The organism is Fretibacterium sp. OH1220_COT-178, assembly GCF_003860125.1.
Taxonomy (GTDB): Bacteria; Synergistota; Synergistia; order Synergistales; family Aminobacteriaceae; genus CAJPSE01.
This window is the reverse complement of record NZ_RQYL01000001.1, coordinates 46,509-70,288: the sequence shown is the minus strand read 5'-3', so window position 1 is coordinate 70,288 and position 23,780 is coordinate 46,509. Positions and strand designations below refer to the sequence as shown.

Annotated in this window: 25 protein-coding genes; 22 read left to right on the top strand and 3 right to left on the bottom strand. The window is 62.1% G+C overall.

The genetic code is table 11. The features are described 5' to 3' along the window. The first annotated feature begins 225 nt into the window (after positions 1-225). The 14 genes from ribD (at position 226) to EII26_RS00285 (ending at position 13,369) form a co-directional block, all read left to right on the top strand. Positions 226-1,329, top strand: a complete 1,104-nt coding sequence (gene ribD / locus EII26_RS00350) for a bifunctional diaminohydroxyphosphoribosylaminopyrimidine deaminase/5-amino-6-(5-phosphoribosylamino)uracil reductase RibD (protein ID WP_233572512.1) — start codon at positions 226-228, stop codon at positions 1,327-1,329. Continuing rightward, a complete protein-coding gene (locus tag EII26_RS00345) occupies positions 1,311-1,949 on the top strand; it encodes a riboflavin synthase (protein ID WP_124887142.1) in 639 nt (212 codons plus the stop codon). Before ribD ends, EII26_RS00345 begins: the two co-directional genes overlap by 19 nt. Continuing rightward, positions 1,939-3,183 (top strand): bifunctional 3,4-dihydroxy-2-butanone-4-phosphate synthase/GTP cyclohydrolase II, encoded by a 1,245-nt coding sequence (locus EII26_RS00340; protein WP_255415902.1) that lies wholly within the window; start codon positions 1,939-1,941, stop codon positions 3,181-3,183. The genes EII26_RS00345 and EII26_RS00340 overlap by 11 nt, the downstream gene beginning before the upstream one ends. Positions 3,184-3,291: 108 nt before the next feature. Next, a complete protein-coding gene (gene ribH / locus EII26_RS00335; protein WP_124887141.1) occupies positions 3,292-3,792 on the top strand; it encodes a 6,7-dimethyl-8-ribityllumazine synthase in 501 nt (166 codons plus the stop codon). Next, positions 3,785-5,062 carry a serine--tRNA ligase gene (gene serS, locus EII26_RS00330; RefSeq protein WP_124887140.1) on the top strand — a complete coding sequence of 426 codons (1,278 nt, stop codon included), beginning with the start codon at positions 3,785-3,787 and terminating at the stop codon, positions 5,060-5,062. The genes ribH and serS overlap by 8 nt, the downstream gene beginning before the upstream one ends. 16 nt (positions 5,063-5,078) lie before the next feature. Next, a complete protein-coding gene (locus EII26_RS00325; protein WP_124887139.1) occupies positions 5,079-6,821 on the top strand; it encodes a WecB/TagA/CpsF family glycosyltransferase in 1,743 nt (580 codons plus the stop codon). Then, on the top strand, positions 6,818-7,279 hold the full coding sequence (locus tag EII26_RS00320) for a 23S rRNA (pseudouridine(1915)-N(3))-methyltransferase RlmH (protein WP_158612059.1): 462 nt from the start codon (positions 6,818-6,820) through the stop codon (positions 7,277-7,279). The genes EII26_RS00325 and EII26_RS00320 overlap by 4 nt, the downstream gene beginning before the upstream one ends. A gap of 95 nt (positions 7,280-7,374) precedes the next feature. After that, a complete protein-coding gene (locus EII26_RS00315; protein ID WP_124887137.1) occupies positions 7,375-7,686 on the top strand; it encodes a YbaB/EbfC family nucleoid-associated protein in 312 nt (103 codons plus the stop codon). A gap of 10 nt (positions 7,687-7,696) precedes the next feature. Continuing rightward, complete coding sequence (recR, locus tag EII26_RS00310) at positions 7,697-8,302, top strand: recombination mediator RecR (protein WP_124887136.1); 606 nt, start codon at positions 7,697-7,699, stop codon at positions 8,300-8,302. A 12-nt stretch (positions 8,303-8,314) separates the two neighbouring features. After that, positions 8,315-9,484 carry a 2-C-methyl-D-erythritol 2,4-cyclodiphosphate synthase gene (gene ispF, locus EII26_RS00305; RefSeq protein ID WP_124887135.1) on the top strand — a complete coding sequence of 390 codons (1,170 nt, stop codon included), beginning with the start codon at positions 8,315-8,317 and terminating at the stop codon, positions 9,482-9,484. Next, positions 9,481-10,854 (top strand): glutamate--tRNA ligase, encoded by a 1,374-nt coding sequence (gene gltX / locus EII26_RS00300; RefSeq protein ID WP_124887134.1) that lies wholly within the window; start codon positions 9,481-9,483, stop codon positions 10,852-10,854. Before ispF ends, gltX begins: the two co-directional genes overlap by 4 nt. Positions 10,855-10,906: 52 nt before the next feature. Further along, positions 10,907-11,089, top strand: coding sequence for a hypothetical protein (locus EII26_RS00295; protein WP_124887133.1), 183 nt, complete (start codon positions 10,907-10,909; stop codon positions 11,087-11,089). A gap of 260 nt (positions 11,090-11,349) precedes the next feature. Beyond that, on the top strand, positions 11,350-11,946 hold the full coding sequence (rpsD, locus tag EII26_RS00290) for a 30S ribosomal protein S4 (RefSeq protein ID WP_124887132.1): 597 nt from the start codon (positions 11,350-11,352) through the stop codon (positions 11,944-11,946). A 271-nt stretch (positions 11,947-12,217) separates the two neighbouring features. Further along, a complete protein-coding gene (locus tag EII26_RS00285) occupies positions 12,218-13,369 on the top strand; it encodes an ABC transporter substrate-binding protein (RefSeq protein WP_124887131.1) in 1,152 nt (383 codons plus the stop codon). An 84-nt stretch (positions 13,370-13,453) separates the two neighbouring features. On the opposite strand, the gene EII26_RS00280 is transcribed toward EII26_RS00285, so the two are convergent. Continuing rightward, positions 13,454-14,950 carry an ABC transporter substrate-binding protein gene (locus EII26_RS00280; protein WP_158612058.1) on the bottom strand — a complete coding sequence of 499 codons (1,497 nt, stop codon included), beginning with the start codon at positions 14,948-14,950 and terminating at the stop codon, positions 13,454-13,456. A 72-nt stretch (positions 14,951-15,022) separates the two neighbouring features. Further along, complete coding sequence (locus tag EII26_RS00275; RefSeq protein WP_124887129.1) at positions 15,023-16,300, bottom strand: L-cysteine desulfidase family protein; 1,278 nt, start codon at positions 16,298-16,300, stop codon at positions 15,023-15,025. A 442-nt stretch (positions 16,301-16,742) separates the two neighbouring features. Here EII26_RS00275 and rplU point away from each other — a divergent pair, with 442 nt between their 5' ends. The 8 genes from rplU (at position 16,743) to EII26_RS00235 (ending at position 22,808) form a co-directional block, all read left to right on the top strand. Next, entirely contained in the window at positions 16,743-17,054 is a 312-nt protein-coding gene (gene rplU / locus EII26_RS00270) for a 50S ribosomal protein L21 (RefSeq protein ID WP_124887128.1), read from the top strand. Between the two features lie 17 nt (positions 17,055-17,071). Further along, positions 17,072-17,398 carry a ribosomal-processing cysteine protease Prp gene (locus EII26_RS00265; RefSeq protein WP_124887127.1) on the top strand — a complete coding sequence of 109 codons (327 nt, stop codon included), beginning with the start codon at positions 17,072-17,074 and terminating at the stop codon, positions 17,396-17,398. Continuing rightward, positions 17,395-17,682, top strand: coding sequence for a 50S ribosomal protein L27 (gene rpmA / locus EII26_RS00260; RefSeq protein WP_124887126.1), 288 nt, complete (start codon positions 17,395-17,397; stop codon positions 17,680-17,682). Before EII26_RS00265 ends, rpmA begins: the two co-directional genes overlap by 4 nt. Positions 17,683-17,940: 258 nt before the next feature. After that, positions 17,941-19,242 (top strand): GTPase ObgE, encoded by a 1,302-nt coding sequence (gene obgE / locus EII26_RS00255; RefSeq protein WP_124887125.1) that lies wholly within the window; start codon positions 17,941-17,943, stop codon positions 19,240-19,242. A gap of 88 nt (positions 19,243-19,330) precedes the next feature. Then, complete coding sequence (gene nadD / locus EII26_RS00250) at positions 19,331-19,927, top strand: nicotinate-nucleotide adenylyltransferase (RefSeq protein WP_233572510.1); 597 nt, start codon at positions 19,331-19,333, stop codon at positions 19,925-19,927. A 16-nt stretch (positions 19,928-19,943) separates the two neighbouring features. Continuing rightward, a complete protein-coding gene (locus tag EII26_RS00245) occupies positions 19,944-21,269 on the top strand; it encodes an LCP family protein (RefSeq protein WP_158612057.1) in 1,326 nt (441 codons plus the stop codon). A gap of 99 nt (positions 21,270-21,368) precedes the next feature. Next, a complete protein-coding gene (gene rsfS / locus EII26_RS00240) occupies positions 21,369-21,716 on the top strand; it encodes a ribosome silencing factor (protein ID WP_124887123.1) in 348 nt (115 codons plus the stop codon). Between the two features lie 135 nt (positions 21,717-21,851). Then, on the top strand, positions 21,852-22,808 hold the full coding sequence (locus EII26_RS00235; RefSeq protein WP_342447291.1) for a TAXI family TRAP transporter solute-binding subunit: 957 nt from the start codon (positions 21,852-21,854) through the stop codon (positions 22,806-22,808). 126 nt (positions 22,809-22,934) lie between these two features. Here EII26_RS00235 and EII26_RS00230 read toward each other — a convergent pair whose 3' ends face one another. After that, entirely contained in the window at positions 22,935-23,744 is an 810-nt protein-coding gene (locus EII26_RS00230; protein WP_124887121.1) for a TIGR00282 family metallophosphoesterase, read from the bottom strand. Between the last annotated feature and the right edge of the window lie 36 nt (positions 23,745-23,780).

Below are 23,780 nucleotides of genomic sequence, written 5' to 3'. Positions count from 1 at the left end.
CCTCTACTGTTTTTTCGGTGAAGATAAAAAGTACAATGAGTCCAAATCATACACCATGTTTGCGGAAACGGGATACTTTCCTTGCGAAGAACCACGCATGACGAATGGACGGACTGGGCCGTCGAGGGCAGGAATGGGCTGATCTTCGTTTTCGGAGGCGTTCTTCCGGTATAATAGTAAGGATGGTCAGACTATGGTTTTCGGTACAAGGAGATGGACAAAATCGTGTCCGATCGTAAAATAGACGAATATTACATGCGTCGTGCGCTGTCGTTGGCCTGCCGGGGAACGGGGAAGACGTCGCCCAATCCCATGGTGGGTTGCGTCCTCGTTCGCGACGATCGCGTGATAGGTGAGGGATACCATGCGCGTTGCGGCGCGGACCACGCGGAGGTCGCGGCCCTCGAGGACCTTGCCCGCCGTGGGGAGACGGCCCGCGGCGCTACGGCCTATGTCAACCTCGAGCCCTGCTGTCATGTCGGCAGGACGCCGCCCTGCGCACCCCGTCTCGTGGAGGAGGGCGTAGCGCGCGTCGTCGCGGGGATGACGGACCCAAATCCCAGGGTGGATCGCAAGGGGCTGGAGGTCCTGCGCACCGGAGGGGTCGAGGTGGCCGGACCCTGCCTGGAGCCGGAGTGCCGGTGGCTGAATAGGGGCTTTGTCCGAGTTCAGACCTTGGGGCGTCCCTGGGTGACGCTCAAGGCCGCAGCCGGGCTCGATGGGCGTATTGCCCTGACGAATGGGGAGAGCCGGTGGATTACAGGTCCCGAGGCACGGCAGTGGGCGCATCGGATGCGTGCTTCCCACGATGCCGTGCTGGTGGGCGTCGGCACCGTGCTTCGGGATGACCCCGAGCTGACCGTGCGGCACACGGAGGGACGGCATCCCCTTCGTGTCGTCCTGGATTCCAGGCTTTCCACTCCAATCGGAGCCAAGGTCGTCTCTGGCGGGTGCCTGATCCTCACCTGCTGCAGCGACACCGCCAAAGCCGAGGCCTTGGCTGAAGCCGGAGCCCGAATCCGCAGGATCCCCGAATCTCGGGGGCTCGTGGACCTCGGTGCGGCACTTTCCTGTCTGGTGGAGGAGGGGGTTCTCAGCCTTATGGTCGAGGGGGGGGCGAGGGTTTTGACGTCGTTCATGGCGCTTGGCCTTGCGGACGAACTAGCCCTTTTCTCCTCGCATCGCATCATGGGCGAGGGGCCGGGGCTCGGGACGGGATTACGCCTGGAGGCGGTCTCCGATTCCGTCCTTCTGAAAGACGCCAGGGCGCGTCGGGTTGGTAAGGACTTTTTGCTGGAGGCGCGTTTTTCATGTTCACCGGACTTGTAGAGGCGGTCGGTACGGTTCGTGCCTTTCACCGGACGGATGCCGTATACCTTCTCTCCATAGAGTGGCCCGGGACGGCCCGGGAGCTGGTGCTCGGGCAGTCCGTCGCCGTGAGCGGCGTCTGTCTCTCGGTCGTCGCCCTGCACGGAGACGTCTTCGACGTGGAGATGATGCCGGAGACTGCGGAGCGGACATGGTTCTCCGGCCTGAGGCCGGGGATATCCGTGAACCTGGAACGGGCCATGACGCTGGGCAGCCGGCTGGACGGCCATCTGGTGCTGGGGCACGTCGATGGTACCGCCGTCCTGAGGCGTCTCGAGGGGAGCGAGCGGACACGAGTGGCGCGTTTTGGCGCTGTGCCCGACCTCCTGAGGGGTATCGTGTCCAAGGGATCGGTCGCGATCGACGGCGTCAGCTTGACCGTCGTCGACGTCTCCGACTCGGACTTCTCCGTCGGGCTCATCCCGACCACACTCGCGTCCTGTACCCTGGGGCGGATGAGGACGGGGTCCGTCGTGAATCTGGAGACCGACATTCTGGGCAAGTATGTGGAGCGTCTCCTCGGCCGATCGGGCCGGGGGACGCGTTTGTCGATCGAGGAGTTGAAGGATCTTGGTTACTGAAATACAGGAGCTTGAAAAGGGAGCCGTTTTCAATACGATCGAGGAGGCCATTGAGGAACTTCGTCAGGGGCGCATGGTCCTTGTCGCGGACGATGAAGGGCGCGAGAACGAGGGCGACCTGATCGTGGCCGCGGCCTACGCCACGACCGAGAACGTCAATTTCATGGCCCGATACGCACGGGGTCTCATCTGCGCCCCCGTGTCGGGCGAGATTGCCCGCAGGCTCCAGCTTGACCCCCTGACAACGCACAACACGGACAAGAAGTCGACCGCCTTCCTGGTTACGGTGGACGCCCGGGAGGGGACCACGACGGGCATCTCGGCGTCCGAGCGGGCCCTTACCGCCCGTTTGTTGGCCGATCCGGCAGCCCGTCCCGAGGACTTTCTGCGTCCCGGGCACCTCTTTCCCCTGGAGGCTCGGGAGGGGGGGGTCCTGATGCGGGCCGGACACACGGAGGCCACGGTCGACCTGGTCCGTCTGGCGGGGTTGCCCGCAGCCGGGCTCTGCTGCGAGGTTATGAACGACGACGGCTCCATGGCGCGTCTTCCGGATCTGATCGAATTCTCGAAGCGGCATGGGCTGAAATTCATTGCGGTCAAGGACCTTATCGCCTGGCGCTGCGCCCGTGAGAAGCTGATTGAGAAGCAGGTGGAGGTCAGCCTGCCGACCGAGTTCGGCATTTTTCGGGCCCATGCCTACCGCAGCAAGCTGCAGAACGACGACGCCCACACGCACGTCGCCCTGGTGAAGGGGGATATCGCCGGGCTGGACTCCGTCTTGGTGCGGGTGCACAGCGAGTGTTTCACCGGAGATATCTTCGGTTCCCTGCGCTGCGACTGCGGGCCGCAGCTGCATGCGGCCCTTTCGATGATCGAGAGGGAGGGCGCGGGCGTTTTGCTCTACATGCGTCAGGAGGGCCGCGGGATCGGGCTGGTGAACAAGCTCAAGGCGTACAGGCTTCAGGACGAGGGGATGGATACGGTCGATGCCAACGTGGCGCTCGGTTTTCCGCCGGACCTTCGGGACTACGGCACCGGGGCCCAGATCCTCATGGACCTCGGCCTGCGGCGCATCCGGCTCCTGACGAACAATCCGAAGAAGGTCATAGGCCTGGCGGGATACGACCTGGAGATTGTGGATCGTGTTCCCCTGCTGATCGAGCCGAACGCTTACAACGAGGGGTACATGCGGACCAAGGAGCTGAGGATGGGGCACATGCTGCGTTGCCTGTAGCCGGGCGGCACCGCCTCTCCATCGCTCGTTTACCGACTTTGGGAATGCAGATGCAGCCCCTCGTTCCTGGTGAGGGGGGCGTGATTTTTAAAAGGAGGCTTTTTCGCGATGCGGACGATAGAAGGAAAATTGCTGGGAACGGGACTTTCGGTGGCGATTGTCGTCTCCAGGTTCAACGACCTTATCTCCGGAAAGCTTCTGGAGGGCGCCAAGGACGCACTTTTGCGTCATGACGTCTCCCATAACGCCATCGAGGTGTTTCGCGTACCGGGCGCATGGGAGCTTCCACTGGTCGCCAAGGAGCTTGCCCTGAGCGGGAAGTACGATGCGATCATTGCTCTGGGCGCGGTCATTCGGGGCGACACCCCGCACTTCGACTACGTCTCCGCCGAAATGTCGAAGGGGCTGGCCCATGTGGGGCTGGAGCACCGCGTTCCGGTGATCTTCGGCGTCCTGACCTGTGACACTCTGGAACAGGCCCTGCTTCGTGCCGGCAGCAAGGCGGGCAACAAGGGGGCGGATTCCGCGTACAGTGCGATTGAAATGGCGAGTCTGCTCAGGAACATCCGCCTCTCGGGCGGGGCAAAGGAGGGGGGGTACGATGCTTGATCTGCGCTGGATATTGGCGAATCGCGAGGAGGCGGCCCGTTGTCTTGCGAACCGCGGACACGATTTCGACCTCGGCGTTCTGGAGGCGCTGGATGCCGAGCGCCGCAGGCTGATCTCCGAGACGGAAGAGCTCAAGGCCAGGAGGAACGAGGGCTCCAGAAAGGTCGGAGAGGCCAAGAGGACGGGGGGGGATGCCTCCGCCCTCATGGAGGAGATACGCCTTATGGGGGACGGGATCAAGACGCTCGATGCGACCCTGGATGAGGTCGAGGGGAAGCTGAACGCTATCCTGATGACCCTTCCCAACCGTCTGCACGAGAGCACCCCCGTCGGTGCGGACGAGAACGACAATCCGGTGGTGCGCACCTGGGGCACACCGCGGGATTTTGACTTCGAACCGAAGCCCCATTGGGACCTGGCCGAGGCGCTGGGAATCATGGACTTCGAAAAGGGCGTCATGCTGGCACAGAGCCGTTTTACCGTCCTGAAGGGGGCGGGTGCCCGGATGGAGCGGGCTCTGATCACCTTCATGCTGGATCTGCACACCCTTCAGCACGGCTACACGGAGGTGCTCCCGCCCTTTATGGTGCGTTCCGCCGTTTTGGAGGGGACGGGGCAGCTGCCGAAGTTTGCCGAGGACCTCTATCGAATCGACGGCGAGGACCTCTGGATGATTCCGACCGCCGAGGTTCCCCTGACGAATCTTCACCGTGAGACGATCCTGGAGGAGTCCGACCTTCCCAGATACTATACGGCCTACACGCCCTGTTTCCGGCGGGAGGCCGGCTCCGCCGGTCGTGACGTCCGAGGGATGCTGCGTCAGCACCAATTCGACAAGGTCGAGCTGGTGAAGCTCTGTACGCCGGAGACGAGCTACGAGGAGCTTGAGAAGCTCACCGGGAATGCGGAGAGGGTCCTGCAGCTTCTGGAGCTGCCTTATCGCGTCGTGGCGCTCTGCTCCGGCGACATCGGCTTCGGCTCGGCCAAAACCTACGACCTGGAGGTCTGGCTTCCCTCTCAGGGCAAGTACCGCGAGATCAGCTCTTGCAGCAACTGCGAGGATTTTCAGGCCCGCAGGATGAACGCGCGTTACCGTCCGGCGGACGGAGGTCGGCCTCGGTTCATCCACACCCTCAACGGCTCCGGCATCGCGATAGGCCGGGCGCTGATCGCTATTTTGGAAAACTGTCAGCGCGAGGACGGCAGCATCGCCATCCCGCAGGCGCTTGTTCCCTATATGGGCGGGATGACCGAGATCGGGAAGGCCTAGGAGGAGGACCGGAGCGGTGGACGGTTACGCGGCGACGGTAATGGGGTGCTCGGCTGCGGCACTGGTCTGCATCGGGGTGCAGTATTGGGTGAAACGAGCGCTGGAGCCTCGTCAGTACGGCTATCTCCGCGATCTGCTTTTGGCGGGAACCTGGGTGCTGCTGGGGGTGTGGTTCGGCAACGCCGACGTCCGCGTCGTCGTGGGGGGGGCATTCCTGGCCGGGGTCGTCGGCATGGGAGAAGGGCTCTTCTCCCATGCCCGATGGCGTTTGGGCTACCTGCTGGTCGGCCTTGTCTGTGCGCTCTTTGGTCCCTCGATCGATTTCCTTCGCTTTGCCGACGGGGAATACGTCTACCTCACGCCGACGGCCTCCCTGGTTGCGACGGCCCTCTGGTTCACCCTCTTTCCCCTGATGTTCCGGCATCTGGACGAGATTCCTGGACTGCTGGGGCACATTCTTGCCGTCACGTTCTCTCTGATGCTCATGGCGGTGCTCCTGATGGAGCGGGGCGCCCCGGACGCATTCTTCATGGCCTTCTCGGGGCTGGCCCTGCTGGGAGCCTTCTGGAGCCGCTTCGGGAACGCCTACAGGCAGGCGGGGCTCTCCATGTCCGCGATGTGGAGCATTCTTGTGGCGGGGACGGCGATGTTCGGCACCAGCAAGGGCATCGTCTTCAGTTCGATGCTCTTCCTCTCGCTGGGGCTTTTTGCGATCCCGATGGTGGAGGTCTCGTTGCGCTGGGTCAGCATGATGTTCTCGGAGCGGCCCTACGGCACGGAACGGCTGTACCGGCACATGATCGCCCGGGGGCTCGAACACCCGGACGCCGTCCGGTTCGTCGCGGGGCTTTGTGCGCTTGTGAGTATCGTCGCGGCACTGCTTCAGTCCCCCGTCACCTACATGGCCCGGATCTGGTGGCTGGTTGCTGGGCTCTGTGCGCTGGCGGTGATCCTGCCCCTTCTCCTGAAGCGCCGCTCCCGCTCGCCGATGGCGCAGGAAAAGCCCTCGCTCTGGGGCGTACGGATCGACAACGTGTCGATGAACTATGCGATCTCCCGAGCCCGGGGACTGATCTCGAATCCCGGGGGAGGGGGAGCGCAGCTTGTCGTGACCGTCAACGCCCTGGGGATGGACGAGGCCGTTCGGGATGCCGACTACCACCAGATCCTGCAGGATGCCTCCATGGTCCTGGCCGATGGGGTCGGGCTGCTCTGGGGGATGCGTTTCCTGGGGATGCCCATGTTGGAACGGGTGGCGGGGATCGATTTCGCAGAACAGCTCTGCCGCATCGCGGCGGTCGAGGGGTGGCCCGTGTACTTCCTGGGGGCCAAGGGAGAGACGGCCTCGGCCTGTGCCGAGGTCCTCCTCTCGCGTTACCCGGGGCTGTCCGTTGCGGGGGCTCGGGACGGTTATTTTGACCTCGAGGATGCGGGCGTGCCGGATGCCGTGGTCGCCAGCGGGGCAAAGATTCTCCTTGTGGCCATGGGGCAGCCCCGACAGGAGAAGTGGGTGGCCCTTCACCGGGAGCGTCTGGGCAATGTATTGGCGGTGGGCGTGGGGGGAGCCTTCGATGTGTTTTCCGGCCGCCTCTCCCGTGCTCCGGTCCTGATGCAGAGGATCGGCATGGAGTGGCTGTACAGACTTTTTCAGGAACCGGGACGATGGAGGAAGGATCTGAGGCTGATGGCGTTCGTCCTTCGCGTTCTGGCGACCCGCTTGGGGCTGTACTCGTGGAGGGATCGCCAGGGGGCGCGATGAAGATCGTCATCCTCGCCGTCGGTAAGCTGAAGGACAGGCGGATTGCCTCTTTGGCCCAGGAGTACCTGACGCGCATTCGTCCCACGGGGATCGTCGGGGTGGATCGGGTGCCCGATGTCGCGGCGGTTCGCCCCGAGGAGGCGATCGAGCGCGAGGGGCTGGAACTGCTGAGGCGAATCCGTCCTCGGGACCGTGCCGTCCTGCTGCGGGAGGATGGGACGGAGCGGACCAGCACGGAGCTGGCTTCCTTCCTTGCCCGGGAGATGGAGCGGACGGCAGGGCGGGTCCTGCTGATCGTGGGCGGCCCCTGGGGAACGAGCTGCGATGTCGCGGCCCGGGCCGACGAATCCCTGTCCCTCTCGCGCATGACGTTCCCTCACGAGATGTGTTTTCTGTTCCTTGCCGAACAGCTGTACCGTGCGTTCTCGATCCTTGGGGGGGCCGGGTATCACCATTAGCTGCCGGAATGTCATGATGGGTTCGGATTTTTTTCGGCCTTGGATTTGCGATTTATCGGCAGCGACAGGTGCTCAATATTTAGGAGGTTTTCCGGATGAAACTGAACAACATGATGAAGCAGGCCCAGCGGATGCAGGCCCAGATGATGGAGATCCAGGAGAAGCTGGGCGAGGAGACCGTCGAGGCCAGCGTCGGAGGCGGGATGGTCAAAGCGGTCTTCACGGGACAGGGCGCCCTGGTGGAGATTCGGATCGATCCCGAGGTGATCAAGCCCGAGGACAAGGAGATGCTGGAGGACCTGGTTACGGCGGCGGTCAACGAGGGGCTGCTGAAGAGCAAGGAGCTCGCGAACTCCAGAATGAGCGCCGTCACCGGAGCCCTGGGCTCGCTTGGTCTGAGCTTCTAGGTCATTTTCCTTGGACCCGATCGGCCGTCTCATCTCCCATTTTACGAAGTTCCCGGGCGTGGGGAACAAGAGCGCCCGCAGGATGGTCTTTTATCTCCTCAAACAGGATGCCGCGCTGCTCAGGGAACTCGGGGCCAGCATCGCCTCTCTCAAGGACGACCTCCACACCTGCAGCGAGTGCGGGAACATCTCGGAGGGAGACCCCTGCCCGATATGCCGCGACGCCCTGAGGGACCGAAGGACGCTCTGCGTCGTCGAGAATATCGACGACCTCGTTTCCTTCGAGCAGGCCGGCATCTACAGCGGGCTCTATCACGTGCTGGGCGGCAGGGTCTCCCCCTTCGACGACGAGGACCTGAGCCCGGAGAGCGTGGCGTTTCTCCTGAAGCACATACGGGAGCTGGAGGTCGAGGAGGTCATCATCGCGACGAATCCCCGCATGGAGGGGGACCTCACGTATTACGCGCTCCTGGACGTCCTGAAGGGGGCCGGCGGTTCGGAGCCGCTCAAGGTCACGCGCCTCGCCTTCGGCCTTCCGGTCGGGGGTTCCATCGAGTTTGCCGACCGCATGACGCTCCATACGGCCCTCGAGTCCAGAACGGCCGTTCCGGACTGAGGGGGCAGGGCGATGAATTCCTTTTCTTTTTTGATCGTCGCTGGGGGGAGCGGAAGTCGGATCGGCGGGGAGAAAAAACAGTTTCGCCTTCTGGAGGGCCGTCCGCTGTGGCGCTGGAGCGCCGACCTGGCAGCCTCTATGGGTGATGACGGAATTGTGGAGGTCGTGCTGGTCCTTCCCCGTGGGGAGGTCGTGTCTCAGGCCTGGCCGGAGGAAAGCGTCGTCCCGCTGCGTTTGGCCGAGGGGGGGAGCACGCGGGCCGAGTCGGTCATGAACGGCCTCGCGGCCTGTTCGTGTGACTACGTGATGGTGCACGACGCCGCCCGTCCCCTCGTGGGCGGAGCGCTTTTGAGACGGCTGATGGCCGCGACGGACGAGGGCGTCGGGGCGGTGCCCGTCCTTCCGATCGCCGACGCACTCAAGCGCATCGATGCGGGGAGTGGACGGATCCGGGCGGTGGATCGGGAGGAGCTCTTTGCGACCCAGACGCCCCAGTCCTTCTGCCGCACCACACTGCTGTCCGTTTTGGAGCGGCACGGAACGTCCTTCAGGGACGAGGCCGAGGCCTGGCTTGCCGCGGGGCTGGAGCTCCGCTGTCTGGAGGGAGAGCGTTTGAACTTCAAGGTTACGTGGCCGGAGGACCTACAGATGGCGAGGGCGCTCAAGGGCGGGGCGGCGAGGCCCTTGGGCGTTCGCACCGGCCTGGGATACGACGTGCACCGCTTGGTGCCGGAGCGCCCGCTGATTTTAGGAGGGGTTCGCATCGAGGGCTCCCCCCTCGGGCTTCTGGGGCATTCGGACGCGGACCTCCTGGCCCATACCGTGTCGGATGCGCTGCTCGGGGCGGCGGGGCTGCCGGATATCGGCAACCTCTTTCCGGCGAGCGACGAGGCGTACCGCGGCGCGGACAGTATGGAACTCCTGCGTTGCGTCGTGGAGCGCATTCGGGGCGAGGGCTGGCGGGTCCTTTGGGTGGATTCGGTCATTCAGGCCCAGGTCCCGCGCCTGAACGCCCATCTGCCCGAGATGCGAATGCGGCTTTCGGCACTCCTGAACCCCGGCGGGCCAAACTGCGTCAACCTCAAGGCGAAGTCCGCCGAGGGGACCGGGGATCCTGGCCTTGGGCGTTCCATGACCTGCTGGGCGGCGGCGACCCTGGCTTACGGGGAGGGCACGGAATGATACGGACGCGCTTCGCTCCCTCGCCCACCGGGGAGCTCCACATCGGGGGGGCGCGGACGGCGCTCTTCAATTTCCTGTTCGCCCGCTCGGCGGGGAAGGACGGATGTTTCGTCCTCAGGATCGACGACACGGATGCCGAGCGCTCGCGAAGGGATTTCGAGGTGCGTCTGATGGAGGATCTGCGCTGGCTGGGCCTGAATTGGGACGAGGGACCGGACGTCTCCGGGGCCGTTCCGTATCGGCAGAGCGAGCGCCTCGGCCTCTACTCGGAATGGCTGCTCCGGCTCAGGGATGCGGGGGCGGCCTATCCCTGCTTCTGTTCGGACGGGCGGCTCGATGCCCTGAGGCGGGAGCGGCTGGAGCGGGGGGAGCCGCCGCGCTACGACGGATGCTGCCGGAACCTTTCCCCGGCCGAGGTCAAGCGCCGCATCGCCTCCGGGGAAAGGCCCTGTTGGCGTTTCGCGCTTCGGGACGGGGACATCGCCTTCGAGGATGCGGTTCGTGGGGCGCAGTTCTTCCCGGCCGGCACGATCGGCGACTTCGTCCTGGAGCGGAGCGACGGGGTGCCGACCTACCTTTTTGCGTCCGCCGTGGACGATCATCTGATGGGGATCACCCACGTCCTGCGGGGGGACGAGCACATCCCCAACACGGCGCGCCAGCTGGCGATCCTGGACCGGCTCGGCTGTCCGCGTCCCGTCTTCGCGCACATCCCCATGATCCTCTCGATGGACCGGCAAAAGCTCAGCAAGCGTACCGGCTCGACCTCCGTAAGGGAATATCGGGAACGGGGTTTCCTGCCGGAGGGACTCGGCGCCTATCTGGCGACGCTGAGCTGGTCCCCGAGCGGGTCCGTCTCCCCCTTCTCCCTGGAGTTCCTTGCCGGCGATTTTTCGCTCGGCCGGATATCGCGTTCCTCTCCTCTCCACGACGAGACGCACCTGTTGCACTGGCAGCGGGAGGCGATGCGAAGGCGGGGCGGGGCGCGCATCCGTCGGGAGGTCGTGGCGTCGGACCCTCGTTTCGGTTTCTGCGGGGGCCGGCTCGACGCACTGCTCGACGATCTGATCGATGCGCATCCCTTTACGGGGGAGCTGATGCGGGCCGTATCGTTTTTGGTGGAGCCTCCTGAAAACGGACGAGAGCCGTGGATGTCGGCACTGGCCCTTGTCCTGAAGACTCTGGAGCCCTGGAACGGAGAGGCCCTCGATGCCCTGCTCCGCTCCTTCATGAAGGAGCACGGCTTGAAGGGAAAGGAGTTCTTCCATCCCTTGCGGCTTTTTTTGACGGGCCTGGATCGCGGGGCCGCCCTGCCCCTCGTGCTTTTTGCCCTGGGGAGGGAGGAAGCCGTATCCCGCCTTGGGGGGTAGTGGAAACATCGGGAGATGAGGTGTTCCTCGAGTCGTTTTTGAGGAGGCTGTGATGAACGTCGTTTATGCGCGCAATAAGTTTTTCGATTTTGAAAATTGGTCGGGGGCCGAGGACCTCGGAATGTTCGAGGACGTCGTGCACATCGACGACGTTTCCGCCATGACCACATTCGAATCCTACGAGGTTGCCATCGAGGATTCCTGGCCGCACTTCATAAGGGATCAGTCCCTGTGACGGACGGGGGAAATCGCCCCTTGATTCATCCTGTAAAATGAAGTAGAATACGCGGCGCGGCATGCAGGTATGCCGTCTTCTATCGTTTTGGTATTTACACCTGTTGAACCCGGTGCTAAAATTAAAAAGATGTGGCTGTACCGTGTTGATGAAGAAGGCGTATGGCAGTCTGGATTGTCGGCCGCATCGTTCGATCATTCCGAGTGCGTAAGGAAGGGTCCCTGAGGCCCTCTAATTTAATTTGAAGAAGGAGTGTCCTTATGGCAACCCGAAGAGAGCCTCGTTTCAAGCTGTGCCGCCACTTGGGCGTCAATGTCTGCGGTCATCCCAAGGCGATGAAGAGAGTGGATACCAAGAAGCCCATGAGGGGCGGGCAGAAGGTTTCCGAATACGGTTTGCAGCTGCTTGAAAAGCAGAAGATCAAAGCCTACTACGGTATTTTGGAGCGTCAGTTTGCGCGTTATTTCGAGATCGCCAAGAAGAGCTCGGAGATGACCGGCGTGGCCCTGCTGAAAAACCTGGAGTGCCGGCTCGACAACCTCGTGTACCGCATCGGTTTTGCCCGTTCGATCCGGCAGGCCCGTCAGATCGTGAACCACGGTCACATCCTGGTGAACGGCCGCAAAGTGGATATCCCCTCCTACGGCGTGAAGGTCAACGACGTGATCGCCCTCAAGGAGAAGTCCCGGACCAACGCTCTTTTCCAGGATAATTTCCAGGGCCTGGTGGCCTTCAACGTTCCCTATATCGAGAAGAATACCGAGCAGTTCAGCGCCAAGCTGATCCGCGAGCCGATGCGTGAGGAGCTCCCCATCGACGTCAACGAAATTCTGGCGGTCGAGTTGTACTCCAAGTAGCGGTTATCCGTAAAAGCTCTTAACGTTTTTTGTCGCAAACAAGGCGGGAGTCGAGTTCTCTTCGACTCCCGCCTGTGTTCTGCAAAAATTACGGATGAAGTTTCTTCCGATGTCGGCCTAGGACCTTGAGAACCCCCAAAATACTTGATGTTGATAAATATAAATTTATGATTGAATTGTTTTGTGAACTGTAATATACTTTAGCGACTTCCGAGCACGATTTGACGTCTCGGGGAATACCGGGGCCTCCGGCCCGAAAGAGGTGGGCGTAGTGAGACTGTCGAGAATCGTGTCGTGGGCGTGGTGCTTTGTGTTGTTCGGGGCTGCGGGGTTTGCAGCCGAGCCCATCAAGGTCGGCTATATCGCCACTCTGACGGGGGAGGGGGCGACTTGGGGGCAGCACGAAAGGGACGGGGCCAGCCTGGCGGTCTCGAAGATCAACGCCGATGGGGGCGTGCTGGGGCGTCCCATCGAGCTGATTTGCTACGACATCAAAGGCAAGCCGGAGGAGGCGGTCATCGCCGTACGGAGGCTCATGTACGAGGACGGCGTCGTGGCGGTCGGAGGCAGCAACTATAGCGGCATCCAACTTGCCGTCGCGCCGGTTGCGGATAAGGCCCGGATTCCTATCGTCTCCAGCACCGCGTCGAACCTTGCCGTCACCGTCGATCCCGATACGGGTAAGGTCAGGCCCTACATGTTCCGCATCAGCTACACGGACCCGTATCAGGGGATGGTCATAGCGGACTATCTGATTAAGAAATGCGGGGCCAAGAAATTAGCGATAATCGGCGACATTGGCGACGCCTATTCCGAGGGGCTGACGGAGTATGTTCAGAAGCGGGCGGACGAGCTGGGGGTAGAAAACAGGTTCTGGGCCTACCGGGGGGGAGACGTCGACTTTCGGGCGCAATTGACCGCGGCGAAGGAGTGGGGCGCAGATGCGGTGGCGCTGACGATGCTCTACAAGGAGATGGCATTGGTCATCAAGCAGGCGGCGGAGCTTGATTGGACGCCTCATTTCATGGGCGGCAACGGCTACAGTCCCAACATGTTCGAGATTGCGGGCAAGGCGATGGAGGGAACTTACTGGGTTTATCCCGTGAGCGCGGACGACCCCATTCTCGATCCCTTCAAGGCCGAGTTCAAGAAGGTCTACGGCAGGGATGCCACGGAGGTCATGAATGCGGTGTTCGGCTACGACATCGTGCTGATGATCGCTCACGCTGTCGCAGCCGCAGGTTTGGCCGAGGGAGAGGCTGTCAAGGACGCGATCGAGAATACTAAGGATCTGCAGGTCACGCATTTCAAGTGGACCGTGGACAAGGAGACGCACAACCCCATGAACAAACCCGCTTCGATCTTCCAGGCCAGGGACGGCAAGCTGGTCTTCTTGGAGAAGTGGGAGCCCATGGCGAACTGAAAAAGTACCAATAGCGACGGGCCTCCGCGGACTCCGGAGGCCCGTTCGCGTCATGTGGTTATGACGTTCGGAGGGCTCTTGAAGCTACTCGAAGTACACTTCCGCCAAAGATTGGTACCCTCTGGGGTAGAGTACGAAGCCCTGGACCTTTTTGTTCGCCCCCACCCGTATTTCGTCCGCGTCCATATACAGGCAGGGGACCAGGTCCGTCACGATCCGGTGCTGAAGCTCCTTGTAAATGGCGCCCCGCTCGGGGCCGTCCGGGGTCTGTCGCCCCAGCGCGATCAACTCGTCGATGCGGTCGTCCCCGAAGAAGCACCAGTTTGTCTGTCCCTTGACCTTGGAGAAAAAAACGCCCGAACAAAGGGGATCGGGGTCGGGGACGTTGTTCATCCATCCCATCATGAAAGCGTCGTTCGCCTTCTCCTTGAGCCCCTGGAAGTAGGCCCCCCACTCCATCACGCGAATGTCGACCGTTACGCCGATCTCTGCCAGTTGGGCCTGAATGATCGTGGCCATATCCACGCGTTCCTTCTTCTCGTTGGTCCAAAGCGCCATTTTGAGATTCTTGAGTCCCAGTTTCTCCAGAATGGCCTTGGCCTTCTCCGGGTTGTATTCGTGTTTCGGCAGGTTGGGGTCGAAGTAGGGCATGAAGGCGGGGAGCGGCCCAAGGGGGACGGAGCCCTCTCCGCGCCGGATGGCCTTTTGGATCCCCTCGGTGTTCACGGCCAGGGAGATGGCTTTGCGGACCTCCGGGTTGTCGAAGGGAGCGCGTTCGCAGTTGAATCCCATGATGGTGTAGGAGCTCGACAGGGTGCGCAGCAGCTTGGTGTCCTGTCCGCTCGTGACGCGGTCGATCTCGTTGACGGGAATCTCGAGGGCGAGGTCGACCGCGCCGGTCTCCAGCTCGACCACGCGGCTCGTGGGCTCGGGGACGCTGCGGAAGATCAGGGTCTTGTAGTGCGGCTTCTTGCCCCAGTAGTCGTCGAAACGTTCCAGAGTGATCCGATCGCCCTTCTGCCAGTCGACGAAGCGGAATGGTCCCGTGCCGACCGGCTCCATGGCATATTTTTCCCCGGCGGCCCTGACGGCCTTCTCGTTGACGATTCCGCCCCAGGAGAGCGTGAGCAGCATCAGAAAGGGGGTGGAGGGCTGTTTCAGCTTCAGCAGAACCGTGTAGTCGTCGACGACCTCCACGGACTCCAGATCCTTGCTGTAAGCGCGCGTGGCCGAGCCTGCGGGAGACATGGCCCTCTCCATGGTGAACTTGACGTCCGATGCCTTGAGCTCCTCGCCGTTGTGAAACTTGACCCCCTTGCGCAGAACGAACCGATAGGTTGTGGGATCGAGCTGTTCGTAGCTCTCCGCAAGTTGGGGCAGGAGCTTCGAATTCTCGTCGATGCGGAGCAGGTTTTCATGGATGTGAATGCTGACGAAGCTGGCCGGAGCGTCGATCATGACTGCCGGATCGAGCGCCTTGGCGTCGTAAGCGGCGGCCACCGTCAGCGTATCGCCGAGAGCCAAGGATGCGGGGGCGGCGACAAGGACCAGGAATACGGACAATAGCAGGGGGAACTTCAAACGCATGCGTAACACGTCTCCTTTCGTTTTTCGGAAAAGGGATTTACCCTCGGCTGGGTTGAGCTCTGACGTTCAGTGCGATGATATGATGTCGATCAGGGTGTTGTCGACGTTCTTCATGCCCTCGCTGTTGAGCCGCGCGGCGTTGACGACGGTGGCGGCGAAGTCCGAGACGTCGACCACACCCTGGGAAACCTCCATTCCCCCGTCGGAGAGCGCGATCTTCGCGGCGTAGAAGGCCTCCGTGGCACCGGTCCCCACCTTGAGGGCGCAGGACTCCTTGGCCCCGTCGCAGACCATGCCCACGATGTTGCCCATGACCAGTTCCATCGCCTTCTGGGCCTGATGGTCGTCCCCGCCCAGCAGTTTTACGATCCCCGCGGCCGCTCCTGCCCCTGCGGCGACGGCGCAGCCGCAGACCGGGCTCAAGCGTCCCATCCGGCTCTTGATATAGCTGGTGGCCAGGTGGCTGTAGGCGATGGCGCGTGCGATTTCGTCCCGGCTTTTTTGATGGTGTTCTCCGACGACGTAGACGGGAAGGATGGCGGTGATTCCGTGGTTGCCGGATCCGGCGCTGCTCATGACGGGCATGGAGACCCCCGCCATCCGGGCGTCGGAGGCCGCGGCGGATATGGCCTTGATCTTGGCCGCGAGGTCGTGCGCGTAGCCCGGGCCGGCCGCCTCGCGCACGGTGCGACCCAGGCCCAGCCCGACTTTGTGCGCAAAACCGTGCTTCGAGATCCGTTGGTTCATCTCGATCCCTTCCCATATATAGTCGACGTCGGAGGGGGAGAGCGTGTCCGCCAGGGCGACAAGCGACTCGAAGTCGGTCCGTGCCACCTCCTCGCTCACCGAGGGGGCACGAGAGCCCGACCGTTTCTCCTCGGCTCGGGCAAGGGGTTGTCCGTTTTTGCGGACCTCCACGATGTTGGAGTGGGAATCCCGGATGATCGCCGTTCCCGTTTCGGCCCCGCGTGAGGCCGTGGCCTCCACGTAGACGCCGGGGCGCCCGTTGGCCGTCAGCGTCAGCTTTCCCTCCTCGATGAATTTGCGGGCCTTCTCCAGGTCTTGGGCGGTTGCGTCCTTGAGGACCTCCAGGCCGTAATCGCTCTTGCCGCAAAAAACTGCCAGAGCGGCGGCGATCTCGTTGCCTCTCAACCCGTCGGTGCCCGGAATGCCGACCGCGATGCCGTTCTTGTAGATGCTGTTGCTGACGACGACCTCCAGGGTGTCGGCCAGGCCCGGCAACTGCTCGCAGGCCTTGGCGACGGCAAGCGCCACGGCTCCGGGCTCGGTACATCCAAGTGCGGGCCTGACCTCCTGCCGCAAAAATTCCGTGATCGTAAACATAAAGTGTCACAGCCTTTCACTTTTTCGAGAATGGAATAAGATCCGACTTCGCAGTGTCCCCGTAACCTTGGACAAGCTCGCTAACCTTTCCATTTTATCGTGTAAACTCCTTTTTTGCATTGGCATCACGGCCTGAATCCATTCACGACCGTTCCGGGAGGAGGCGTTCCTCTCCGGAGGAAGAGCGGGCGGAGAGCCGGCGAAGCAAGGACCATACGAATCGCCTGCGTTCTTCATTGGGGGCAAACGCATGAAGGGGTGCATCGCACCCAAGGTGGGCATCCCCGCAAAGATCGACGGAAAACGCGCGTCCGCTCCGGCCGGGTTGACGGATGACCTGTCTATGCGTAAAATCATCAAGTTATGTGTCGCATGGTCAAGGCGTAATCTCCTTTGCCTTTTCGGCGGGAGGGCCTGAGCCAGCGGAAGGAGGAAGAATATCGTGTACGCAGTTCTGGAGACGGGTGGCAAGCAGTATCGCGTTCAGGTGGGCGACCGATTCCGTGTCGAGCGCCTGGAGGGAGGAGTCGGCGACGAGGTCGTCCTCGACAAGGTTTTGATGGTGGGGGGCGACGGCGGGACAAAGTTCGGGGCCCCGTACGTCTCGGGCGCCGGCGTAAGGGCGGAGATCCTCGCTCAGGCCCGGGACAAGAAGGTCCTCGTTTTCAAGTATAAGAGCAAGAAGAACTATCGCCGTCTGCGCGGGCATCGCCAGTACTTTACCGAGATCGTCATCCGCGGAATCGACGGGTAGTCCACGCGGGCCGTCGCGTGATCTGCGTCACCCTCCATTGGAGGAAGGAAACGCTTGTCGGGCTCGAGAGCCGGGGACATTCCGGGAGCGCTCCCAGAGGAACGGACGTGGTTTGCGCTGCGGTATCGGCGCTCGTTCATGGGCTTCTTCTCGGCCTTTCCGAGGTGGCCAGGATCCAGGATCTGCGTTGCGAGGTCGACCCCAAGGCCCCTTTAGTCAAGGTCTTCTGGCCCGAGGAGCTTGCGGAATCCCTGGATCTTCTGACGCGGACGGTCGCGTTGTCCTTGAAGGAAATCGAGTCCGGCTATCCCGGACATGTACGTGTTGCGGAGGTGCGATTATGATTTTTCGGTTCGACATACAGTTCTTTGCCCATAAAAAGGGTCAGGGCAGTTCCACCAACGGCAGGGACAGCAACCCCAAGTACAGGGGGATCAAGGTCTATGCCGGTCAGGATGTGACGGCGGGTAGTATTCTGGTGCGTCAGTGCGGAACCCGGGTACACCCCGGCAAACACGTGGGGCTCGGCCGCGATTTTACCCTCTTCGCCCTGTTGCCGGGGAAGGTGGAGTACGCCACCCGCGGAGACCGCAAGTACGTCTCCATCGTTCCGGACGCTGCCCATTAAGCGGGGCTCGAGCAGGAAATACGAGGATATACGGACGCGTTTCCGTATCCTCGTGTCTATGCTTTTCCTGCGGCCCGAGATTCTTTGCTTCGTCGGCGTTGTTACCCTGAGTTTTGATGGAGGGCCCTGTCTTCTTGGGGCCTTCCTTTTTTCTGTTCGAGGGCACTGTCGTTTGGCGCGTGTCGTCGGATTGCCCTTGAGGGCTTACTCTAGGCCTATTCCCCATCGGGAAAACGCCTGCTTTTGGTGGTGCTGCAAGTGAAGTTTATCGATCTGGCCAGAATAATGGTGAAGGCTGGGCGCGGGGGCAACGGGGCCCTCAGCTTTCGCAGAGAGAAGTTCATCCCCAAGGGAGGACCGGACGGAGCCGATGGCGGCCGGGGGGGGGACGTGATCCTCGAGGCGGTGGGCGGCTTGGTCACCCTGGCCGACTTCGAGTTCAACAAACGGTTTCAGGCCGGTCATGCGGGCCACGGAGGGGGGGCGATGCAGACCGGAGCGAATGGGGAGCACCTGCGCATTTTTCTGCCCTGCGGGACTCTGGTTCGGGACGAGGCCACGGGGCGGATTGTCGCCGACCTCGTGGAGCCGGGGCAGACCTTTGTCGCGGCCAAGGGGGGGCGTGGCGGGCGTGGCAACGCCCATTTCGCGAGCTCCGTGCGCCGTGCCCCCCGATTTGCGGAGAAGGGAGACCCTGGAGAGGAACGGACCTTGCTCCTGGAGCTCAAGCTGATTGCCGACGTCGGGTTGGTGGGATTCCCCAATGCGGGGAAGTCGAGCATTCTGGCGGCCATCAGCGGCGCGAGGCCGAAGATCGCGGGGTACCCCTTCACGACCCTCTCCCCCAATTTGGGGGTCCTGGCCGTGGACGACCAGCAGATTGTCGTCGCGGATGTGCCCGGGCTGATCGAGGGGGCCCACGAGGCCAAGGGGCTTGGTCTTCACTTTCTGCGTCATGTGGAGCGAACCCGGGTGTTGGTGCATGTCGTGGACCTCTCCGAGCCCGATGTGCTGGGAAATTGGCGGATCGTCCGGAACGAATTCGAGGCCTACGGGGCGGACCTGACCGGACGGCCCTGTCTGGTGGTGGGGAACAAGACGGATTTGCCCGGGGTGGACGAAAATGTCGCCCTCCTCGAGGAGGAAATGGAGCGGCTGGGGGTGCCCTGTCTTTTTGTCAGCGCGCTGACGGGGGAGGGGATTCCCGCCCTGATCGGAGCGATTGTCGATCTCGTCCGTCTTCATCCCCGCCCAGAGGGTACGGTTTCCCTGGCGGAGCCCCTGGACGTTCAGGAGCTCCCGCGGCGGGGGGGCGGAAGGCTCGAGCCCGTGGAGATCCGTCGCCTCAATGACGGCGGTTTCCGCGTTGAGCACCAGAACCTGGAGCGCTCCGTTCGGCGGATCGACTTCGACCAGGAGGACGCGATGGTGAAGTTCGCCCGCCTTCTGAAGCGGCTCAAGGTCGAAGAGGCGTTGGAGGAGGCGGGCGCCCGGGAGGGCGACAAGGTGATGATCGGCGAGGTGGAATTCGACTTCCAGCCTGATAAAATTATAGACTGAGAGTGAAAATCGGAGCGAGCCATCTTTTCGAGGTGCGTCGGAACGTCTGGCGTCCACCTCTGCAGACCGGAATGGGAGGACTTGCGCTGTGTCCATCAAGACGGGCATCATGGGAGGTACCTTCGACCCCATCCATTACGGGCATTTGCTTGCGGCCGAGGAATGTCGCCGCCGCTTGAATCTCGATCGGATCGTCTTTGTTCCCACGGGCTCTCCTCCGCACAAGCGGGACCGGCGGATCACTCCGCCGGAGGATCGCTATGCCATGACGCTGTTGGCGACGGCTGGAGTGCCGGAATTTTCTGTCTCCAGGACGGAGATCGACCGGGGGTATCCCTCCCACACCGTGGACACCTTGAGGGAGTTCATCGAGAAGGGGATTCCGCCCGAGAACCTTTTTTTCATCACGGGCCTGGATGCCCTGCTTGCCATAGAGACGTGGGTGGACTATATGCTGTTGCCCTCGCTCTGCACTCTGGTTACGGTCACGCGTCCGGGCTATTCCGTCCAGGGGCTCGATTCCCTGCCCAGGGAAATTCGTAGTGGCCTCGAGCTGATAGAGATCCCTCAGTTCGCCATTTCGAGCACCGAAATTCGCCAGCGTGCCAGGGACGGACGGGGCATACGCTTTTTGGTTCCGCACCTGGTCGAGACGTATATCGAGTCCGGGGGGCTTTACAGATGACTATGGAGGTGTCGCGGTGAGATTCTTCAAGATCCTGGGAATCGTCTTTCTGATCCTCCTGGCGACGTCGGGTGGGGTTGCCCTGCGTCTGAAGGAGGTGCTTTTCCCCGACAATCCCCTCGATCTGGGACATGCCCTGGCGGTGGGGAGCGAGGACGTTTCGCAGGACAAAAAAGTCGAGGGCCCCTACATCGACCCCGTCCTGGGAACGGTGAACGTTCTGCTTGTCGGGCTTGACGATGTCGACGGCGGTTCCCGAACCGACGCGATCGCCCTGGCGATTTTCGATGCCGACAACAAGGCGGTACGCGTGGCCTCGATACCAAGGGACTCGCGGGTGCAGATCCCCGGCAGAGGCTGGGACAAGATCAATCATGCCTACGTCTATGGCGGGATGGGCCTCCTGAAGGACACGGTGGTGAACCTGACCGGGATGGCGATCAATTACTTCGTGAAGGTCAACTATCGCAGTTTTCCGCGCATTATCGACCTTTTGGGCGGCGTCGACATCTATGTGGAGAAGCGTTTGAAGTATACCGACTACTCGGGCAAGCTTTTCATCAATATTCCCAAGGGGCAGCAGCACATGGACGGCAAGACCGCTCTCGAGTACGTGCGCTTCCGTCACGATCCTCTGGGGGACATCGGCCGGGTTCAGCGGCAGCAGAAGTTCATGGACATCGTACTGGCCAAACTGAAATCGCCCGCCATTCTGCCCCGAATCCCGGCCCTCATCGACGAGGTCGTATCCGCCGTGGATACCGACCTGACGCCGCTCGAGGCCCTGAAGCTCATGCAGTTTGCCAACGCGCTCCCTCCGGATCGGGTACGGATGTTCATGGCCCCGGGCAAGGCGGGGTACAGCGGCAATCTGAGCTACTGGATTCTCGATACCGTGGAGCTCTCCCTCGAACTGGCGGCAAAGCTTCCTCCCCGCAGTCAGGATTCCGATTTGTCCTCGGCCTCGGGGGATGTGCTTCCGTCCGCCCCCCTCACGGAGGAGCGACTGCAGGCGCTTCGGGAGCAGATCGGCAAGATCGGTGTCCTGAACGGGGACGGCGAGTCCGGTCTGGGCAAAAAGGCCTCCCGGCTCTTTCAGCGGATCGGCATCGAGGTGCCCTATGCCGGGAACGCTCGGCATTTCGACTACCACACGACCAACGTCGTCTATCCCGCCGGCGGGACGGAGAGGGACAAACAGGCAGCCCTGGCCCTGGCGGAGCTTTGCGGAATAACCAATCCCGGTCTGGTCCGGGAGGAGAAGAGGGCCACCATGGTCTCCCTTATCTTTGGGCACGATAAGGAAGTCGTCTTCAAACGGCTGGAATCCTTGAACTTCTGATGTGTACGGCCTCCGTGTGATTCTGTGGAGGCCAAAGCGGCGGGGGCTCGCAGGCCGTCGCCACGGCAATCCGAATCTGAAAGCGAGGTGTTGCGGTTTATGGGAAGGCTCAACGATTACGATGACGTCTGTTCGGCGCTGGCGGACAAGAGGGCCCAGGATATTGCCGTCCTCGACCTCGGGGAGGCGGGGACGCTGTCCGATGTCTTCATTCTGGCGACGGGAAATTCCGAGGTCCATATGAAGACCTTGCTGGAAGCTGCGGAGGAGGCCTTGAGACGGCGGGGACTGACGGTACAGATCGAGGGCGAAAGCAGCTCCAACTGGCGTCTGGTCGACGCGGGAGAGGTTGCCGTTCACGTCTTCAGCCACAAGGGACGGGAGTTCTACAAGCTTGAAAAGCTGTGGAGCGAGGCCGAGATCCTTCACTACGAATATCGGGAATAGGCCCGCCCTTTGCCCTGAAATGCTGGCGCCATCCTCCATTTTGTAGTAATATTTTTTGAAGGCGGAGTTTTTCTGCTTTCGAGGTTCCGTGCTTTTATTTTCGGTGTGAAGAGGAGGGTGTTCGATTTGAAGAGGATGCTGAGCGTTTTGATTGTGGTGGGATTTGTCCTGACGATGGGGCTTGCGGCTTCGGCGGCGGAGAAGACGTTTCTCTCTATCGCTACGGGCGGCGTGGCCGGGACTTACTATCCTTTGGGCGGCGGGTTGGCCCAGGTGATGAACAAACACGTGCCCAACGTCGAAGTTACGGCCGAGACGGGCAACGCCTCCGCGGCAAACATCAATCTGATCGCCGGTCACGAAGTGAGCATGGCTCTGGTCCAGAACGACGTCTCCTACATGGCCATCAGGGGGGAGAAGCCCTTCAACAAGCCCGTGGAGAACCTGAGAATGATCGCTTCCCTCTATCCGGAGCACGTGCAGTGCATCACGGTGAAGGGCAGTGGCATCAGGACTCTGATGGAGATCAAGGGCAAGCGCGTCTCCGTCGGGGCGCCGGGATCGGGCGTCGCGGGCAGCCTGAACTCGATTTTTTCCGCCGCGGGGATCAAGTATTCGGATATGAACACGGACTTCCTGGATTTTGCCAACACGGCCGAACGCCTCCAGGACGGTCAGCTGGATGCCGGGTTCCTGCTTGCGGGGTATCCCACCGCCGCGGTGATGGCCCTGGCTGCCCAGAAGGACATCGATCTGGTGGCCTTCGACGAGGAGCTGCTGGACAACCTCGTCAAGCAGTTCCCCTATTTCACGAAGGACGTTGTCCCGGCCGGGACCTACAAGGGCGTCGACCACGATACTCCCACCCCGGCGGTGATGGCCATCCTGGTCTGTGACGCGACGATGCCGGACGATCTGGTCTACAACATCGTCAAGGCCGTTTTCGAGAATCTCGATGAGCTGAAGCCCGTTCACGACAAGGCGAAACTGATCTCCCTCGAAACGGCGCTCAAGGGGGCTTCCATCTCGGTCCATCCCGGTGCCGCAAAGTATTACAAGGAGAAGGGGATGGCGGTACCTGAAGTCCGATAGCGGCCGGTATCCGCCGGTCATGCCGTATCGGCACGGCGCACGAACCTTTATCTCGAAGGGGGAACGGGGCGTACCGAAGTTCGGTACGCCCCGTTCCCCCTTCGAGATTCGCAAAAAATGCGGGCGCTACTTCATGTCGTCGGAGAAGTCGACCCTCCGGAATATGCGTTCGACACGCGTCGCTGCCCCGCTGGCTTCGTCCACCTCCAGAACCACCGCATTGATGAAGGGGGAGTCCTCACAGACCTCGAATCGAGAGGGAAGGCCGGTGAGATAACGGGGCAGGACCGTCTCTGCGGTGACCCCAATGACTCCCCCATGCCCCCCCGTCATCCCGACATCGCTGAGAAAGGCCGTTCCCTTGGGCAGGATCTGTTCGTCAGCCGTCTGGACGTGCGTGTGCGTGCCGAAAACCGCGGAGACGCGGCCGTCCAAATGGAGGGCCAGGGCCTTCTTCTCGGAGGTGGCCTCCGCGTGGAAGTCCACGAGTATCGGAATCTCGGGCCCTTCCTTATCCCGAAGCTCCTCCAGCAGCGCGTCCGCGCAGCGGAAGGGACAGTCGATGGGGGGCATGAACACCCGCCCCTGAAGGTTGAGGAGCCCGAGCCTTTTGCCGCCGCGCTGCAGGACGGTGAAGCCCGTCCCCGGGCATCCGGGGGGATAGTTCGCGGGCCGCAGCACCCGGTTGTCCTCGTCCAGGATGGAGTAGAAGGCGTTTTTGTCCCAGATGTGGTTTCCTGAGGTCATACCGTCGATCCCCAGGGCCAGAAGCTCCTCGAAGATCTTTCCCGTCATGCCCTTTCCGGCCGCGGCGTTTTCACAGTTGACCACGACGAAGTCAAAGCCGCACCATTCCTTGCGGAGAGCTGGCAGGGCCGCGGCAAGGGCAGCCCTGCCGGGGCGCCCGTCGATGTCGCCGACGAACAGGACGCGCATGACCGCTCCTTCCCCCGATAAGGCGTCGTCGGGGGG

Bases quoted from the DNA above. Each gene is read 5' to 3' on its own strand.
- EII26_RS00235 (WP_342447291.1), top strand. From the start codon at position 21,852: ATGCTGAGCGTTTTGATTGTGGTGGGATTTGTCCTGACGATGGGGCTT.
- ispF (WP_124887135.1), top strand. From the start codon at position 8,315: ATGAATTCCTTTTCTTTTTTGATCGTCGCTGGGGGGAGCGGAAGTCGG.
- EII26_RS00230 (WP_124887121.1), bottom strand. From the start codon at position 23,744: ATGCGCGTCCTGTTCGTCGGCGACATCGACGGGCGCCCCGGCAGGGCT.
- rsfS (WP_124887123.1), top strand. From the start codon at position 21,369: ATGGGAAGGCTCAACGATTACGATGACGTCTGTTCGGCGCTGGCGGAC.
- ribH (WP_124887141.1), top strand. From the start codon at position 3,292: ATGCGGACGATAGAAGGAAAATTGCTGGGAACGGGACTTTCGGTGGCG.
- gltX (WP_124887134.1), top strand. From the start codon at position 9,481: ATGATACGGACGCGCTTCGCTCCCTCGCCCACCGGGGAGCTCCACATC.
- rpsD (WP_124887132.1), top strand. From the start codon at position 11,350: ATGGCAACCCGAAGAGAGCCTCGTTTCAAGCTGTGCCGCCACTTGGGC.
- EII26_RS00315 (WP_124887137.1), top strand. From the start codon at position 7,375: ATGAAACTGAACAACATGATGAAGCAGGCCCAGCGGATGCAGGCCCAG.
- EII26_RS00345 (WP_124887142.1), top strand. From the start codon at position 1,311: ATGTTCACCGGACTTGTAGAGGCGGTCGGTACGGTTCGTGCCTTTCAC.
- serS (WP_124887140.1), top strand. From the start codon at position 3,785: ATGCTTGATCTGCGCTGGATATTGGCGAATCGCGAGGAGGCGGCCCGT.
- EII26_RS00275 (WP_124887129.1), bottom strand. From the start codon at position 16,300: ATGTTTACGATCACGGAATTTTTGCGGCAGGAGGTCAGGCCCGCACTT.
- EII26_RS00295 (WP_124887133.1), top strand. From the start codon at position 10,907: ATGAACGTCGTTTATGCGCGCAATAAGTTTTTCGATTTTGAAAATTGG.
- EII26_RS00320 (WP_158612059.1), top strand. From the start codon at position 6,818: ATGAAGATCGTCATCCTCGCCGTCGGTAAGCTGAAGGACAGGCGGATT.
- rpmA (WP_124887126.1), top strand. From the start codon at position 17,395: ATGATTTTTCGGTTCGACATACAGTTCTTTGCCCATAAAAAGGGTCAG.